Genomic DNA, 15,839 nt, shown 5'->3' with positions numbered 1-15,839 from the left:
GACATCACGAACGTCCGGACACGCAATGCACGCGAACAGAAAGGCGCAGCCATGAGACCCACCCCCGGAAAGTCGCTGTTCAGCCAGGTGGACACCACCTCCGTGGTCGTCATCCGCTGGGGCGACGACGATCTGGATCTGACCTGCGGCGGTACCGAGATGTCGGAGACCCCGTCGGCGGCGGCGGCGACCACTGATGCCGGGATCGCGACCCAGCTCGGCAAGCGGTACTGCACCCCGGACGGGGCCGTCGAACTCCTGTGTACCAAGCCGGGTCCCGGCGTGTTGGCGATCGCCGGCGTCGCGCTGGAGATCAAGACCGCCACCCCGCTACCGGCATCGGACTGAACGGATGAATAGCGGCTCACTGCTCGATCTGCCCGCGTCCGGTCGGGGCATGCCGCCGGCCGGTGCCGTCTCCGTCGCCGAGGGGGTGCGTCGACTCGCGTGCGGCGAGGTCGTCATGCTCCGCGCCGATCCCGGCGACCCCGGACGATTCGATCTCGTCGCGGCCGCCGATCGCCTGACCACCATCCAGACCGCCTTCCTCGTGCGACACACGAGCGGGTTCCTCCAGGTGGCGCTGCGCGATTCGCGGGCGGAAACGCTGCAGATCCCCCCGGTGGCGCCCGGCGCAGACCGGCTGGCGTCACAACAGTGCGTCGGAGTCGACGCGGCCGAGGGGATCGGGACCGGGATCTCCGCCGCCGATCGGTCCCGCACCATCGCCCTGCTCGGGTCACCGGCGACGACAAGGGAGAACCTGACGCGGCCGGGCCACGTCCTCCCGGTCCGGGTGGCCGCGCATCCCCGCCGGCACGACTCGGCGGCCATCGCACTGGACCTCGCGGAACGGGCCGGCTCCATCGCCGCGGTGTTCGCCACCGTCGTCAGCGCCGACCCATATGCGTCCGGACTCTCCGATGCCGAGGCAGCCCGGTTCGCCGCCGAATTCGGACTCACGATCATCTCCGATTCCGACCTGGCGGACGTCGCCCGACTCCGGACGGTGACCGACTCCCCGGCGCGGGTTCCGACTCCAGCCATGACCACCAACCCCTGACCCAGCGTTGCTGGGCACACTGCATTGGACGGTGCACGATGACCACCCTGCTGACTCACGACTCCGTGATCACCGAGGAGACGACTCCCCTCGGCACCCCGAACACTGTGCCGCTGTCGATGGTCGAGCGGATGACGCTGATCATGGGCGCGTTCGACCGGCCCATGGCGAGGCTGACCCTCGACGAGGTAACCCAGCACACCGGGCTCCCGCGCTCGACGGTGCATCGCATCCTCGATCAACTGGTGCAGTGCCGCTGGTTGATCCACGCGAGGACGCACTACAGTCTGGGCAGCCGCGCCCTCACGCTCGGCGGCCGTGAACTCGCCCAGCACGAATTGCGAACCGCCGCCGCGGATGTCCTACAGCCGCTGGCGTTACGCACCGGCGCGCTGGTCCACCTCTCCACCCTGGCCGGTTCGGAGATCTACTACCTCGACACGTTCGGTGGCCGAACCGGCAGCCGGATGCCGGGCCAGGTCGGCGGCCGCGCACCGGCGCACTGTACGGCCGCGGGCAAGGCGATCCTCGCCGGCCTCACCCCGGAGTACGTCGACAATCAGTACCTCGGAACAGGCGTGACCGGTCATCGCACTGCCCACAGCATCCGCGACATCGCGCGGTTGCACCAGGAGCTGGCCCGGATTCGAGCGCGTCGCGGACTTGCAGTGGAGCGCGGAGAGTGCTTCGACAACCTGGCGTGCGTCGCCGGCGCCGTACGCAACGGGGCCGAACCGGTGGGTGCGGTCTCCATCGTGACCCGTAGCGATTGTGCGCTCGAGCCACTCGCACCGCTGGTGATGCGGGCCGCCCGCGCGATCACCGACGCATTGAGTCGCGCACACGAGGCGTACTGACCACGAGGCCGACGGCGATCGCGGTGTCGGCCACCCATCTCACCACACTCCTGAACCACGAACACCGGGTGCGGATCAGCAGTCCGGTTGCCGAGGGCCTCCCCGGCAACCGGACTGCTCTGTCATGTCGTCGGCACGCCGGTCGAGGCACTCACTGAACGACCTGTGGATCGACCAGCTGGCCGTCCTCGATGGTCAGCACGATCGCCCCCTTGCCACACACGGCCTTGAGCATCGGTTGCGCGCTACCGTCGCATGTGAACGTCAATCCATGTCCGGCAGGGAGTTTCACATTCTCGGCAGTGCGGATGGTGGTGATCATCGTCGCCGGCGAGGCATCGGCACCGTCCCAGCCGTCGAGTGCACGGACCAGACCGAGCATGCCTTGATAACCGGTCACCGCGTATCCGTACGGGTCGGTGTCGGGGGCGTACCGGCTCATGATCGCCCGGTACAGTTGCGTCTCCGGATCGTCGGACACGGTGTCGGCGGTGCTGAACACGCGGGTGCCGTCCATCGAGGCCCCCACCTTCTCGCGGACCTGCGAGTTCGCACAGGACTGCGGCGTCATCTTGACCACATCCGCCCCCAGAGTGCCCAGAGCGGAGAAGATCGACATACACAGTGTCGTGTCGCCGACGACTATCGCACCATCGGTACCGTCGTCGAGCCCCGCGCTGACCTGCGGACTCACCTCAGGGGTACCGGGCGGGATCCGGACGATCCGGAACCCGATCCCCTTCGCGTCGAACGCCGGTTCGGCCACGCGCTGCAAGCCGGCGATCCCGGCCGGGACATCGATGGTGTAGGCGGTCACGTTCTTCAGGTTCTGCTCGCTCGCGTATTGGGCCATGTAGGCGTAGGCCATGGAGGCGCCCGACCACATGAACGCGTCGTCGGCCGTGTTCTCCGGGCCGCTGCCCACTGCCGACACATACGGGATGCCGGCAGAGCTGATGATCGGCACCATGACCGGACTCATCGCGGTCGCCGTGACGACCACCGCCGACACCTTGTTCTCGACCATCTGGTTGGCGCAGTTCCGCGCGGACGCGGGGTCCTCGTGGTTCTTGCAGACAACCAGTTCGATCGGGCGGCCGCCGATGCCGCCGGTGTTCTCGTTCGCGTAGGTCACCACCGCCTCGGCGGCCTCCCGGTTCTCCGGCTGCGAGATCGCGGGGCCGTCCTCGGGGTTGATCAGACCGATCTTCACCGGCTCACCGGTTGCGGCCTTACCGGGGAACGATCCGGGCGGAGCCGCGACGGACGTGGAATCACCACCGCCGCTTGAGGTGTCGTCACTGCTACAGCCGACGAGTGTCGAGGCTGCGGCGATGGCCAGCGTGGCAGCCACCAGGTTTGCGGCCCGCAGGCCGCTGTTGAGTTTCATCTGCGCATGGTCCTTACCGAGAGTCGATGGGTGATTTGTTACGTGCCGAGGTGCCGGGACCGGGAGAGAGCGAACCTCGCACGGCGCCGGCCGTGCGAGGTTCCCGGTCATGGAGCGGCGAGAGCGTGGGCGGTGAACTCAGGCCAGGTCCACCCCCTCGAGTGTCTCAGCGGCACGCCATTTCTCGAGGATCTCGAAGAAGGCGACGGGGCCTCCGCCGTAGCCGGCGGACAGGAGGCTGTCGGGGTTGTCGGTGTTCCCCTCGGCATCGAGGTAGCTGGGCGTGCAGTCGGCGAAGAACTGCTTGCCCATCTCCGAGCTCTCGGCCATGACCCGGCACCATTCGTTCTCCGCCGATTCCTCGGCCTCCACCAGCGTGGCACCCTTGCCCGCCCATTCGGCGAGGATGTAGGCGACGTGGCGGGCACGTTCATCGGCGGTGTGCACGTAGTTGTGCGCGATGCCCGTCTGGGTGTACCCGAGGAAGAAGCAGTTCGGGAAGTCATGGGTCAGCAGGCCATGCAGAGTGCGTGGTCCTTTCGCCCATTTCTCACTGAGCCGCAAACCTTTTCGTCCGGTGATGTCGAATCCGGTCCGGCGTGTGTAGGAGGTGGCCACCTCGAACCCGGTGGCGAAGACCAGGGCGTCGACCTTGTACTCGGTGCCATCCACGACGACCCCGTCCCGGGTCAGACGCTCGAGGCCGCGGCCGTCGGTGTCGACGAGCTCGACGTTGTCGCGGTTGAAGGTCTGCAGATAGGAATCGTGGAAACTCAGACGTTTACACTGCCGCTTGTACCAGGGCAGCAACGCCTGTGCGGTTCTCGGATCGTCGACGATGGACTCGATCCGCCTGCGGACCTGTTCCATCGACTTGAAGTCCTCCTCGTAGAGGAACTCCCCGATCTCTTCCATCGTCATCGCGCCGCCCCGGCGCTCCATCTCCTTCATCACCGCCGGGCCGGTCAGTTCGACGGCGACCTTGGTCCATCCGTCGTCGACCAGGTCGACGTCGGCGCCCATCCCGGCGGTCATCCGGGTGAAGTTCTCCATCCGCTCGCGCTGCCAACCCGCGGTGAGCGACGCAGCCCACTCGGGGTCGGTCGGCCGGTCGTTGCGGGCATCGACGGCGGCCGGGGTGCGTTGGAAGACATACAGTTTCTCCGCCGATCGGCCCAGGTGCGGAACACACTGCAGTGCGGTCGCACCGGTTCCGACGATCCCGACCTTCTTGTCGGCGAGTCCGGTCAAGTCGCCCGATTCGTCGCCACCGGTGTACCCGTAGTCCCACCGGCTGGTGTGGAAGGTGTGCCCCTCGAACTCGTTGATCCCGGGAATGCCGGGCAGCTTCGGACGACTCAGCGGTCCCGGTGACACCAGCACGATCCGGGCGGCGACCGAGTCACCGCGATCGGTGGACACCGTCCAGCGCCGCGCCTGCTCGTCCCAGACCATCCCGGTGACCTCGGTCTGCAGCAGGGAGTTCCGGTAGAGATCGAAGTGCTCGGCGATCGCGATGCAGTGCTGCCGGATCTCCGGACCGAACGCGTAGCGCCGTTTCGGGATGTAGCCGAGCTCCTCGAGCAGCGGCATGTAGATGTAGGACTCGATGTCGCACTGCGCACCCGGGTATCTGTTCCAGTACCAGGTCCCGCCGACGTCACCCGCCTTGTCGACGATGCGGATGTCGTCGAACCCCGCCTCACGGAGCCGGACCGCGGCGAGGAGACTGCCGAGACCCGCTCCGATGATGAGGATTCCGACCTCGTCGGACACCGCGTCGCGCTCCACCCGCTCGGTGTAGGGATCGTCGGCGTAGTGGGAGAACTCCGCTGTCACCTCGATGAACTGCCCGACGGAATCCGGGCGCAGTCGTTTGGCCCGCTCATGCGCGTACTTCGCGCGGACCCAGTCCGGATCGTAGGTCTCCGGTTGGGGCCCCGGATCGGCGATCGCCGCGCTCACTTGCTCTCCCCGCCGCTGAAACGTTCCCGCAGGGGACGCGAATCGGGTGTGCCGCGATAGATCCCACGGTCGATCAGGCGGGGAACCACCTCGTCGACGAACTCACGGATCGCGACCACCCCGGTCGGGAACATCAGGTTGAAACCGCCCACATGTCCGTCCGCGTGCCAGGACGCGAGGTCGTCGACGAACTCGTCGTAGGAGCCGACGAACTTCCGGTGCTGGGCGCCGCCCTGCGCGAGCGATTGCGCGGTGACCTGACGAACGGTGACACCCGGACGCTCGGTGATCCAGGTGTAGAGCCCGACGTAGTTGCCATAGGTGCTCTTGATCGTGTCGGCGACGTCCTCCGGCTTCGGCAATTGATCGACCGGGAACGGATCGTCGATGTCGTCGAAGGTGTACTCCAGGCCGAACTGGATCAGCGCGAACGGGGCGTAGAGCTCGTAGGGAACGTACTCGTCGAGCGCCTTCTGTCGTTCCAGTGCTTCGTCGGCGGTGCGGCCCAGGTACGGGATCAGACCCGGGATGGGCGGGACGCTCCCGGCTCGGCGCCCGGCCTCGACCAGCGCCGCATCGAGTGCGGCGCGATACTCGGCCGCCTGCTGGGGGGTGTTGGCGTTGGTGAAGACCATCTCGGCGTGCTTCGCCGCGACCCTGATGCCGGGGCCCGACCCGCCGGCCTGCGCGATCAGCGGCCGGCCCTGCTGGCTTGGCGCCACGTTGAGCGGGCCCAGAACCTGGAAGTTCTTGCCCTGGTGGTTGATCGGCTCGGCGTAGAACCGGCGGATACCGTCGGCGTCGTATCGGAGTTCGCGGTTGTCCCACAGTCCGGTGACGACGTCGAGGAATTCATCGGCGATCGCGTAGCGGGTCTGTCGGTCCGGGTGTCCCTCACGGCTGTAGTTGAGCGCCCATTCCTCGCTCACGCTGGTGACGGCGTTGAAACCGGCCCGCCCGTCGGAGATCTGATCCAGTGAGGCGAGGAGTCGTGCCAGGTTGTAGGGGTCGTAGAACGAGGTCGAGGCCGTCGCGATGAGACCGAGGTAGCGGGTGTCCCGGGCGAGTGCGGCGAAGGCGGTGATCGGTTCCGGGGGGCCGCCGTCCGGGGCGGGAGAACCTGCGGTACCGGCGATGTCACCGAGGAACATGGCCGTGAAGAGCCCCTCTTCGGCGAGCTCACCCATCTCCAGGATCGGCAGGTAGGCGTTGCGGCGACTGGGACCGACGCCGTTGTCGCGCTCATAGGCCGGAGCACCCTGGTGGTGGTTGATCTCGTTGCCGACCAGATTCAAGTGTAGGTAGCGTTGCTGTGACATCTGCTCTCCGTCTTCTGCTCTCCGTCTTCGACGTTCGAGGCGAATCGGCCTCGCGGTGCTGATGGTCGAGGGGTCCTGACCCGCACGACCCGCAAGCCTGGGCTCAGCGTAAGAGTGGGCAGCCGCGGTCAGCTCGATCGGTCCCGGTAGATGAGACCGTCCAAAAGTGGCCTGTATCAGGCGTTATCGTCGAGATCACCGGCATCTGCCCGGACGGCGCAGGGCCATGGACCCGTCGGGGGGTCCATGGCCCTGCATCGTGTGAGAGCAGCTCAGCCCGACACGGAACCGGTCTTGTCGGCGAGGTCGGCGCCGGCGAGATCGACGACCGCCTGGTAGGCGAAGGCCAGCGACGAACCGATCGGTGTCCCCGCGCCGGGGTACACCGCACCCGACATGGCGGCCATGGTGTTGCCGGTGGCGTACAGACCGGGGATAGGTGTGCCGTCCGGGCGTAGGACACGCGCCCTCGGGTCCGTCTTCAGTCCGCCCTTGGTGCCGATGTCGCTCAACAGGATCGTCGCCGCGTAGTACGGCGGGGTGTCGAGGGCGGTGATGAGCGGATTGGGCCCCTCGGCCTCGATCGGCACGATGTAGTTCTGCTCGGGCAGCGCCGGATAGCCGACCACGAACTGGAACATCTGGTCCCACGCGGTCTCACCTCGGTGGTGGGCCTCGTCGACGCCACTGTCCACATACCCGTTGAACGTCGCGACGGACTCGGTCAACTCGTCTGCGGGGACGCCGATCAGACCGGCGAGTTCCTCGAGCGTGTCGGCCTTCTTCAGCGCGCCGGATTCGAACCACTCCGGATCGATCTGCTCACCGGGCGCCTTGGCCCCGAACCCGTCCCGCTCGATCGTCTTGTGGTCCAGCACCCAGTACGACGGGGCGTGCGTACCCTCGCCGGTGCGCTCGCCGTCGCGGATGGCGTGGCCGGCCTGGTCATACGGGCTGCATTCGTTGACGAAACGCCGGCCGGCGCCGTTCACCCAGATCCCGCCGCGGATTCCCGTCTGGAACAACGGTTTCCCGTCGGTCTGGACAGTCCCGGGCACGTACCATGCCTCGTCCAGGAGATCGGTCGCGGCTCCCACCGCGATGCCCGCCGTCAGGGCGTCACCGACGTTGGCGTCCGCGCCGTCGGACCATTCGGCAGTCGACGGCAGGGTGCCGTACTTCGCGCGCAGTTCGGCGTTGTGCTCGAAACCGCCGGCGGCCAACAGAACTCCGCGTCCGGCCCGGAACCGGACCTGCTCGCCGGCGCGAACCGCATCGACGCCCACGATCCGGTCGTCTTCCACCACGAGTCCGGTCAGAGCGGTACTCGTCTGCAGGACACCGTTTCCCGTCTCCAGGAAGGCCGCGAGCGCCCGACCGATCAGCGCGCGTCCCCCGACCAGGATCTCGTTCTCGGAGTGTCCGTACCGCTCGGTGTAGATCGACTTGCGCACGAGCGCGGCCCGGTCGTCGCCGAGTTCGCCGGGGCTGATCGGGGCGGGGAAGACGGTACGGCCGTGGGGCGTGGCACCCGGCCGGTCGGCGAGATAGTCCGGAACCGGCGCATGGCTGAACTCGCCGAACCGCGGATTGCTCTCGAGCTCGTCGATGAGCGCGACGCCCGCGGCGAGGTAGGCGTCCTGCAACGCTTCGCGGGTCGGGTCGTCCACCGCCGCACGCAGGTACTCCCGGGCCACGTCGAGGTCGGTGTCGGGGACGCCGGCTCGGTGGGTCGGTGCACTGCCCGGGAACCACAGTCCGGCACCGGAGTACGACGTCGTGCCGCCGACCTGGGCCTCCTTCTCGATGATCAGTGTGCGCAGACCGCGGGCGGCGGCGAGGTAACCGCCGATCATCCCGCCCCCGCCAGAACCCACGACGACGACGTCGTAGCTCTCCTCGTGCTCGCTCATGGATCTCCTCCTGTGCTCATGTGCGGCGTCCATCCCGGAGGGTCCGGCGGGCCGCGGTATCGGTGACCGTGTGGGACCTCCGACAGTCTGGACGGCACATCGTCGGGCCCGGGCGCTTCTCCCGCTCAGTGAGAACCACCGGGCGCGTGGCCCGTCGACCCTGCTGCCGAAGGTCCCGATGACCGGGACCCGAACCCGCGCGGGTAGGCGTGAACTGCGAACCTGCCCCTGTTGGCCCGGGAAAGCTCGACAAGAGGAGACAGCCACGATGGGAAAGCTCGACGGCCGGGTTGCGGTGGTCACCGGCGCGGCTCGCGGTCAAGGGCGTAGTCACGCAACGGCTCTGGCTGCCGAGGGGGCGGACGTCATCGCCCTGGACCGCTGCGCCGACATCGCGACCAACGACTATCCCCTCGCGACCGAGGCCGATCTGAACGACACCGCGAGGACCGTGGAGAAGGAGGGCCGCCGATGCCTCCCCGTCGTCGCGGATGTGCGTGAACCGCAGCAGCTCCGCAACGCGATCGCCGAGGGTGTCGCCGAGCTGGGCCGACTCGACATCGTCGTCGCCAACGCCGGGATCTGTCCGCTGGGAGACGTGCCCCGGCAGGCATTTCTCGACGCGGTCGACGTGGATCTCGTCGGCGTCGTCAACACGGTGAGTGCCGCGTACCCGCACCTGTCGGCCGGCGGGTCGATCATCGCCACCGGTTCGGTGGCCGCGCTGATGAAGGGCAGCGGCACCGATGTGCTCGGCCCGGGTGGTTTCGGCTACAGCCACGCCAAACGTGCGGTGGCCACCTTCGTGCACGACTGCGCCCTCGCCCTGGCACCCGAGTCCATCCGGGTGAACTGTGTGCACCCGACGAACTGCAACACGGACATGCTGCACAGCGATCCGATGTACCACGTCTTCCGCCCGGACCTCGAAGCCCCGACCCGGGAGGACACGGTGGACGCGTTCGCGACGAATCAACCGATGGGCGTCCCCTGGGTCGAGCCCTCCGACGTCAGCGCCGCGGTGGTGTTCCTCGCCTCCGACGACTCACGGTTCGTCACCGGCCTGCAGCTGAAGGTCGACGCGGGCGCGGCTCTGGTGCACACCAATCCGTACTCGCTCCGCTGACGCGGCGCCGCCGACCCCGAGCAGTGAGGATCCCCCGATGATCAAGGAATACCGCCGGTTGTTCATCGACGGCAGATGGGTCGAGGGGCAGACCGGCAGGGTGGAACCGGTCATCAACCCCGCGACCGAGGACGCGATCGGTGTGGCACCAGCCGGCAGTGTCGGCGACACCGTGCGGGCGATCGACGCGGCGCGGCGTGCGTTCGACGACGGGCCGTGGCCGCACATGTCACCCGCCGACCGCGGGGCCGTACTCGTCCGCATGGCCGAGCTGATGGAGAAGCGCCATGCCGAACTGGTGGATCTGAACATCGCCGAGACCGGTTGCACGAGAATCGGTGCCGAGACCTTCCAGACCGCGATACCCATCGCCCACTTCCGCGACATGGCCGAACGGGTGCTGCCGTCGTTCCCGTTCGAGACCCCGCTGCGCCCCCATGTCGGCAACGGCATCGGGCAGGGTGTCGTACTGCGCGAACCGATCGGCGTCGCAGCACTGGTGTCCGCGTCGAACTTTCCGCTGTACCTCAATCTGATGAAGCTCGGTCCCGCGCTCGCGGCGGGGTGCACGACAATTCTCAAACCGGCCCCGTCCACCCCCCTGGAGGCCTTCGTCCTCGGGGAGATCGCGGAAGAGGCCGGTCTGCCCGGCGGTGTCCTGAACATCGTCACCGGCGATGTCGACGCCGCGGCCGAACTCACCGCCAACCCCCAGGTCGACGTCGTGAGTTTCACCGGCTCGGACGTCGTGGGCCGCCGCGTCTTCGAGCAGGCCGCGCCGACGCTGAAGAAGGTGATCCTCGAACTCGGGGGCAAATCGGCCAACATCGTCTGCGACGACGCCGATCTCACGCGCGTCGTACCGGGCGTCGTCCGCGACACCATCCTGCACGCGGGCCAGGGGTGTGCGTTCCTCACCCGCACCCTGGTCCACCGGTCGCGTCATGACGAACTCGTCGAACTCGTCACCGCGGCGCTCGCCGCCGTGAAGGTCGGGGACCCGGCCGAACCCGACACGTCGATGGGTCCACTCGCCACCGCCGCGCAACGGGAGCACGTCGAACGGCTGATCGCCACCGGCGTCGCCGAAGGTGCCACGATCGCGATCGGCGGTGGCCGTCCGGCGGGACTCGCGACCGGGTATTTCGTCGAGCCCACCCTGTTCGTCGGGGTCGACAACTCGATGACCATCGCCCGTCGCGAGTTCTTCGGTCCGGTGATGATCATCATGCCGTTCGATGACGACGACGAAGCAGTCCGGATCGCCAATGACAGCGACTACGGCCTCGCGGGCGGCGTCTGGGCACGTGATCCGGTGCGCGCGTACCGAATCGGGAAGAGAATGCAGGCCGGATACGTGACCGTGAACGGCGGGGGCGGTGGGATGAATCCCGACGGTCCGTTCGGTGGCTACAAACGGAGCGGGCTCGGACGTGAGCGGGGCGCGGCCGGACTCGATGAATTCCTCCAGCAGAAGACGATGATCTGGGGTGTCGCCGGAGGATGACCGCACACAGACCGCACCCGTCCGCCGGACCCGCGTCCTCGCATCACCGCCGCACACCACGGCCGACCCAGCCGGCCGATCGATCCAGGAGGAGAACATGAGCACCACCGAGCCCGCATCGGCATGTCCCGTACACGAATTCAACCATTATGCCGAACTGCCGTTCGGCGAGAAGCTCGCGTTCTACGACAAGCTGCGCGACGAGGCGCCGATCATCCGCAACGAGTTCGCCAACGGGCACTGGGTGGTGACCCGGTACGAGGACATCCTGCGGTCCTACCAGAACTGGAAGGTGTTCTCCAACAGCGCGGTCACGGTGTTCAACCCCAACCCGACCTTCCGCTGGATCCCCCAGATGCTCGACGGCGACGAGCACAAGCAGTGGCGCAAACAGCTCAATCCACTGTTCTCGCCCAAGCACGTCGAGCGTCTCGAGGACAAGGTCCGCGAACGCGCCCGCGACCTGATCCAGTCCATTGCGGCCAAGGGGTCGTGTGACTTCATGCAGGACTTCGCCCTGCAGTATCCGTCGTTCATCTTCCTCGACCTTATGGGTATGCCCTTCGAGGATCTGGACACCTTCCTGCATTGGGAAGACGAGATCCTCCACGCCTCGGGTAGCGCCGAAGAGACCGCTCAGCGCCGGGCCGTGGCCACAGCCGAGCTGACCGAGTACTTCCGTGGACTGATCAACGAGCGTCGCGCCGAACCCCGAGACGATCTGATCAGCAAGGCGATCGCCTTCGAGATCGACGGCGAGCCGGCCACGCAGGAGGACCTCGAGTCGTTCTGCATCCTGATGTTCATGGCGGGACTCGACACGGTCACCGCCACCCTGGGCACCACCTTCCTGCACCTCGCCACCCACCAGGAGGACCGGCAGGCGATCGTCGACGATCCGGATCTCATCCCCTCTGCCATCGAGGAGATGCTGCGCGCGTACGCGATCGTGATCCCGTCCCGAAAGGTTCTCGAAGACACCGAGATCGCCGGCTGTCCCGTCAAGGCCGGGGAGATGGTGTGCCTGCCGCTCAACCTGGCGACGCGCGACGAGACCGCGTTCGAGGACGCCCGCGAGGTGCAACTCGATCGCAGTCCCAACAACCACATCGCCTTCGGCGCGGGCCCGCACCGCTGCGTCGGTTCGCATCTCGCACGTCGTGAACTGCGCATCGCACTCGAGGAGTGGCACCGGCTCATCCCGGAGTACCGGCTGTCCCCGGAATCGGCTCCGACCGAGTCCGGTGGCCAGCTCGGACCCACCGGCAAGATCTTCCTCGAGTGGGACGTGACCACCGGTTGAGCCCGGGTCTGACACCGAACACAGATCTCCCGAAAGTGCCACCGCCGTTGGGCGGTGGCACTTTCGGTGTTCTGGACACGGCTCGGTCGGGTTCGCCTCGCGCAACCTGTCCCGACACGAAACGGCCTCGCGCCCCGGAGACCGTCTCCGGGGCGCGAGGACTGTGAGAGGCGACGCCCGGTCCGGCCGTGGTCGGCGAACCGTGCGCGGGCGATCCGACCGGGCGTCAGGCTTGTGCGCCGGCCACCTGCTTGCCGAGCAGGGAGGTCAGCGAGGACACCGAGTCCGTGGACGTCGACATCGAGCCGCCGGCGGTCACGTCGAGTTCCTGGCCGAACCAGGTCATACCGTCGGGCTGGGTCGGGGTCCAGCCCAACGCATTCCAATCCGGATCGAAGATGTGGTAGTTGCCGGAGTACAGCTCGATCCGATGACCCGAGCCGGGCTCCTCGAGATACAGGTACATCGCTTGGCCGATCCCGTGCTTGCCCGGGCCGCAGTGGAAGTGCACGTCGTGGTCACGCAGGACATCAGCGGCCACCAACATGTCACTGTGGTTCTCGAGGTTGAACGCGATGTGGTGCATCTGCGCGTTCTGGCCGGTGAGGCTCATCGCGATCGCGAGGTCGTGCACCTGCGACGTGACCGACGTCCACGACGCGATGAGCATGTCGTTCTCCGGAACGAAGACGTACTCACGTCGCTTGAACCCCAGGGCGTCGCGCAGCCACTGTTCGGCCTGACCGACATTCTCCGGCGACGCCTGGATGTTGTAGTGGTCGATCCGTCGCACACCGAGCCCCCGCCGGCGCGAACTGTTGCTCGGCAACCGCGAGCTGATCTCTTCCGGCGCCGCCGGCGCGTCGATGTCGTAGTACAGCTCGAAGGGATGACCGGCGTGCGGGACGAGGAATCGGATCGCCGTACCCCGGCCGGCCTGGTGGCCGGACGGCAACTCGACGACCTCCACCTCCTGGGCGAGCAGTGAGTCGTGGAAGCGTTCGACGTCCTCGGGGCGCTCGACGCGGAAACTGTAGGAATCCACTGTCGCGGTGTCGTTCTGGAACAGGACGAGTGAGTGGTGTTTGAGTTCCTGGTAGCCGCGGAGATACACGGTCTCCCCGACGCGCTCGACCTCCTCCATGCCGAGGAGGTCACGGAAGAAGGCCACGGAGGTCTCCAGCTTCGGGGTTCCGAGAGCGACCGCCCCGCATTGCGCGATCCGTGGCCGATCCGGCCGTTCCTGGGTCATGACTGTCTCCTCAAGTGTTCGAACTCGTCCTTGTCGTGGAGCGTAAGAACTCCATTTCGGCTGCTGCACGGACGATCTCACTGAGCGGTACCCCTCAACCGGCCGGCGCCGACCCGCCGGCCGGTGGGATGCGCTGCGGAGATGGTCCCGGTGAACGGAACCGGGCATCGTCGGGCCGTCGAAACTGCTCACACTGAGCCTGATCGTCATGCGACGACCCCCACCGATGACCCGGTCTCGCCGAAGACCGCGGTTCACACCGTTCGAAGGAGACATGCCATGGACGTGGACAAGTCATACCTGTACAAATACCAACGATTCTCGGCATGGTCCGGCTTTCTCGTCATGGCCGTCGTCGGGGTCTGCTTCTTCATGCTCTCCAAGGTCCAGCCGCCGATCGATCCGCAGGACTCCGCCGAAGAGGTCAAGGCGTGGATCGTCGACAACCGCTCCGGGATCTTGTGGACGACGGTCATCTGCTCGTTCGTCATCCCGCTCGAGTACTTCTTCGTCGTCACCACGAGCTGGCAGATGAACCGCATCGAAAAGGGTTGGGGTGTCCTCTCGATGACGCAGGTGCTCACCGGTGTGGTCGCGCCGATCGGCTTCTTCTATCCCATGTTCATCCTCTCGGCCGCCGCCTACCGCGCCGAGGACCGCTCGGCGGAGATCCTGCAACTCTTCACCGACCTCTTCTACTTCGCCTACGTCGGCTTCGCCTTCATCTTCTGCCTGCAGTGCGTCGTGATCGGAATCGCCGTCCTGATCGACAAGCGCACCTCGCCGGTCTTCCCGCGCTGGTTCGGCTACCTGAACTTCATCCTCGCGGTCGTGCTCGCCCCCGGTGCGTTCATCTATGTCTTCATGTCGGGCCCGCTCGCATGGAACGGACTGTTCGCCTTCTGGATTCCGTGCCTCGCATACGCCGTCTGGAAGATCTCGACCCCGCTGCTGCTGCTCAAGGCGGTCAAGAGCGAGGAGGCCGAGAACACCGACGCGGACCTCGACAAGGTCGCCGTCACGCACGCCTGACCGCGCCGCACCGACCCCGATCTCCCACACTGTGCTCCCGCCCCGACCGGGGCGGGAGCACAGTGCTTCTGCGTCGGAACGGGACGTCGGCAGACGAACATCAGAGGAGGACGAGACACCCCGCGAGCACGAGCCACAACGCGAGGCAGTAGGCCTCGAACACCCACCGCAGCTCCCGAGGTGCGTCACGCAACTCCATGAAATCCAGTCCGACGAGCCGGACCTTGTAGGACGCCAGTCCGAGGATCACGACGGCCGCGGCCGTGCCGGCGTGGAACTCGAGGCCGATGATCGGGATCACCACTGCGAGGACGACGAGGACGATCCAGGTGCGCACCGGACGTTGGGCCAGGGCGGTTCTCATTGTCATCTCAGGCCACCAGGTAGACGAGGGGAAAGAGGACCATCCACAGCAGATCCACGAGGTGCCAATAGCAGGCTCCGCCCTCGTAGAAGACACGCCGCGGGCCCTCGGACGAGAGCCGGCGTCGCGCACGAAGGCAGAGAACGGCGAGCACCGCGATCCCGAGGACCACGTGGAAGAGATGGACTCCGGTGAGGATGAACAACCACATGAAGTACGGACCGGTGTCGGGACCGTGTCCCGACGAGATGAGGTGCGTGTACTCGACGGCCTTCAATGCGGTGAACAGAACCGCGCATCCCATGCCGGCGGCGAAGTACCACGATCCGGACCCGAATCGACCCGCCCGGACAGCATTCAGCGCCAGCACGACGAGCAGCGAGCTCACCAGCAGGACCATCGTGTTGGTCAGCCCGATCGTGAGGTCGACCGACGCCCGGTCCGCTGCGAACGCCGCTGCGTCGTCGGCACGTTCGGTCAGGAACGCGACGAACATGACGGCGAAGATCACCATGTCGCCGAGGAGGAAGACCCACAGTCCCGGCTCGCCCGGGATCGTTCCGGCACCGTCCGGCGGGTCCGCCCGATCGCGTGTCTCGACGGTCGACTCACTCATCGTGCGGTGCTCCTCGCGTGGGATCTGCCTCAGTCTGTCCGGATTCGGACATCACCCGCGGTTCCGCTTCCGGTGACCGAGACCGGCACGACACCGTCTCGGGTCCCGCTGTCCGGTACCGCGCCCGCACGG

At 67.0% G+C, this 15,839-nt stretch carries 14 protein-coding genes; 7 read left to right on the top strand and 7 right to left on the bottom strand.

The features are described from left to right. Positions 1–51 precede the first annotated feature (51 nt). Genes ACFVHY_RS01925 through ACFVHY_RS01915 form a run of 3 tightly spaced genes read left to right on the top strand, consistent with a single transcriptional unit; the run spans position 52 to position 1,920 of the window. Positions 52–348, top strand: coding sequence for a hypothetical protein (locus ACFVHY_RS01925; protein WP_390267666.1), 297 nt, complete (start codon positions 52–54; stop codon positions 346–348). A gap of 4 nt (positions 349–352) precedes the next feature. Beyond that, complete coding sequence (locus ACFVHY_RS01920; RefSeq protein WP_390267663.1) at positions 353–1,063, top strand: 3,4-dihydroxy-2-butanone-4-phosphate synthase; 711 nt, start codon at positions 353–355, stop codon at positions 1,061–1,063. Positions 1,064–1,101: 38 nt separating this feature from the next. Continuing rightward, on the top strand, positions 1,102–1,920 hold the full coding sequence (locus ACFVHY_RS01915; protein ID WP_390267660.1) for an IclR family transcriptional regulator: 819 nt from the start codon (positions 1,102–1,104) through the stop codon (positions 1,918–1,920). Between the two features lie 151 nt (positions 1,921–2,071). On the opposite strand, the gene ACFVHY_RS01910 is transcribed toward ACFVHY_RS01915, so the two are convergent. From ACFVHY_RS01910 to ACFVHY_RS01895, 4 genes are all read right to left on the bottom strand, one after another. Continuing rightward, the gene (locus ACFVHY_RS01910; protein ID WP_390267657.1) at positions 2,072–3,310 is read right to left on the bottom strand and encodes an ABC transporter substrate-binding protein; all 1,239 of its coding nucleotides are present in this window, start codon (positions 3,308–3,310) and stop codon (positions 2,072–2,074) included. 138 nt (positions 3,311–3,448) lie between these two features. After that, the gene (locus ACFVHY_RS01905; protein WP_390267654.1) at positions 3,449–5,275 is read right to left on the bottom strand and encodes a flavin-containing monooxygenase; all 1,827 of its coding nucleotides are present in this window, start codon (positions 5,273–5,275) and stop codon (positions 3,449–3,451) included. Next, complete coding sequence (locus tag ACFVHY_RS01900) at positions 5,272–6,594, bottom strand: NtaA/DmoA family FMN-dependent monooxygenase (protein ID WP_390267651.1); 1,323 nt, start codon at positions 6,592–6,594, stop codon at positions 5,272–5,274. Before ACFVHY_RS01900 ends, ACFVHY_RS01905 begins: the two co-directional genes overlap by 4 nt. A 272-nt stretch (positions 6,595–6,866) precedes the next feature. Next, positions 6,867–8,507: an FAD-binding protein gene (locus ACFVHY_RS01895; protein WP_390267648.1), complete on the bottom strand. Its 1,641-nt coding sequence runs from the start codon at positions 8,505–8,507 to the stop codon at positions 6,867–6,869. 268 nt (positions 8,508–8,775) lie between these two features. Here ACFVHY_RS01895 and ACFVHY_RS01890 point away from each other — a divergent pair, with 268 nt between their 5' ends. From ACFVHY_RS01890 to ACFVHY_RS01880, 3 genes are all read left to right on the top strand, one after another. Continuing rightward, entirely contained in the window at positions 8,776–9,633 is an 858-nt protein-coding gene (locus ACFVHY_RS01890) for a mycofactocin-coupled SDR family oxidoreductase (RefSeq protein WP_390267645.1), read from the top strand. Between the two features lie 37 nt (positions 9,634–9,670). After that, positions 9,671–11,140, top strand: coding sequence for an aldehyde dehydrogenase family protein (locus ACFVHY_RS01885; protein ID WP_390267642.1), 1,470 nt, complete (start codon positions 9,671–9,673; stop codon positions 11,138–11,140). A gap of 97 nt (positions 11,141–11,237) precedes the next feature. After that, positions 11,238–12,443: a cytochrome P450 gene (locus ACFVHY_RS01880; protein ID WP_390267639.1), complete on the top strand. Its 1,206-nt coding sequence runs from the start codon at positions 11,238–11,240 to the stop codon at positions 12,441–12,443. 226 nt (positions 12,444–12,669) lie between these two features. Here the strand turns inward: ACFVHY_RS01880 and ACFVHY_RS01875 are convergent, their stop codons facing one another. Continuing rightward, the gene (locus ACFVHY_RS01875; protein WP_390267636.1) at positions 12,670–13,695 is read right to left on the bottom strand and encodes a VOC family protein; all 1,026 of its coding nucleotides are present in this window, start codon (positions 13,693–13,695) and stop codon (positions 12,670–12,672) included. A gap of 279 nt (positions 13,696–13,974) precedes the next feature. Here ACFVHY_RS01875 and ACFVHY_RS01870 point away from each other — a divergent pair, with 279 nt between their 5' ends. Beyond that, positions 13,975–14,727 (top strand): hypothetical protein, encoded by a 753-nt coding sequence (locus ACFVHY_RS01870; protein ID WP_390267633.1) that lies wholly within the window; start codon positions 13,975–13,977, stop codon positions 14,725–14,727. 100 nt (positions 14,728–14,827) lie between these two features. Here the strand turns inward: ACFVHY_RS01870 and ACFVHY_RS01865 are convergent, their stop codons facing one another. Together ACFVHY_RS01865 and ACFVHY_RS01860 are read right to left on the bottom strand one after the other, a co-directional pair. Beyond that, entirely contained in the window at positions 14,828–15,097 is a 270-nt protein-coding gene (locus ACFVHY_RS01865) for a cytochrome C oxidase subunit IV family protein (protein WP_390267630.1), read from the bottom strand. A gap of 1 nt (position 15,098) precedes the next feature. After that, positions 15,099–15,707, bottom strand: coding sequence for a cytochrome c oxidase subunit 3 (locus tag ACFVHY_RS01860; protein ID WP_390267627.1), 609 nt, complete (start codon positions 15,705–15,707; stop codon positions 15,099–15,101). Positions 15,708–15,839: the final 132 nt, after the last annotated feature.

The organism is Gordonia sp. NPDC127522 (assembly GCF_042672305.1).
In the GTDB taxonomy this organism is placed as follows: Bacteria; Actinomycetota; Actinomycetes; order Mycobacteriales; family Mycobacteriaceae; genus Gordonia; species Gordonia hongkongensis.
This window is presented reverse-complemented; position numbering and strand designations above follow the sequence as displayed.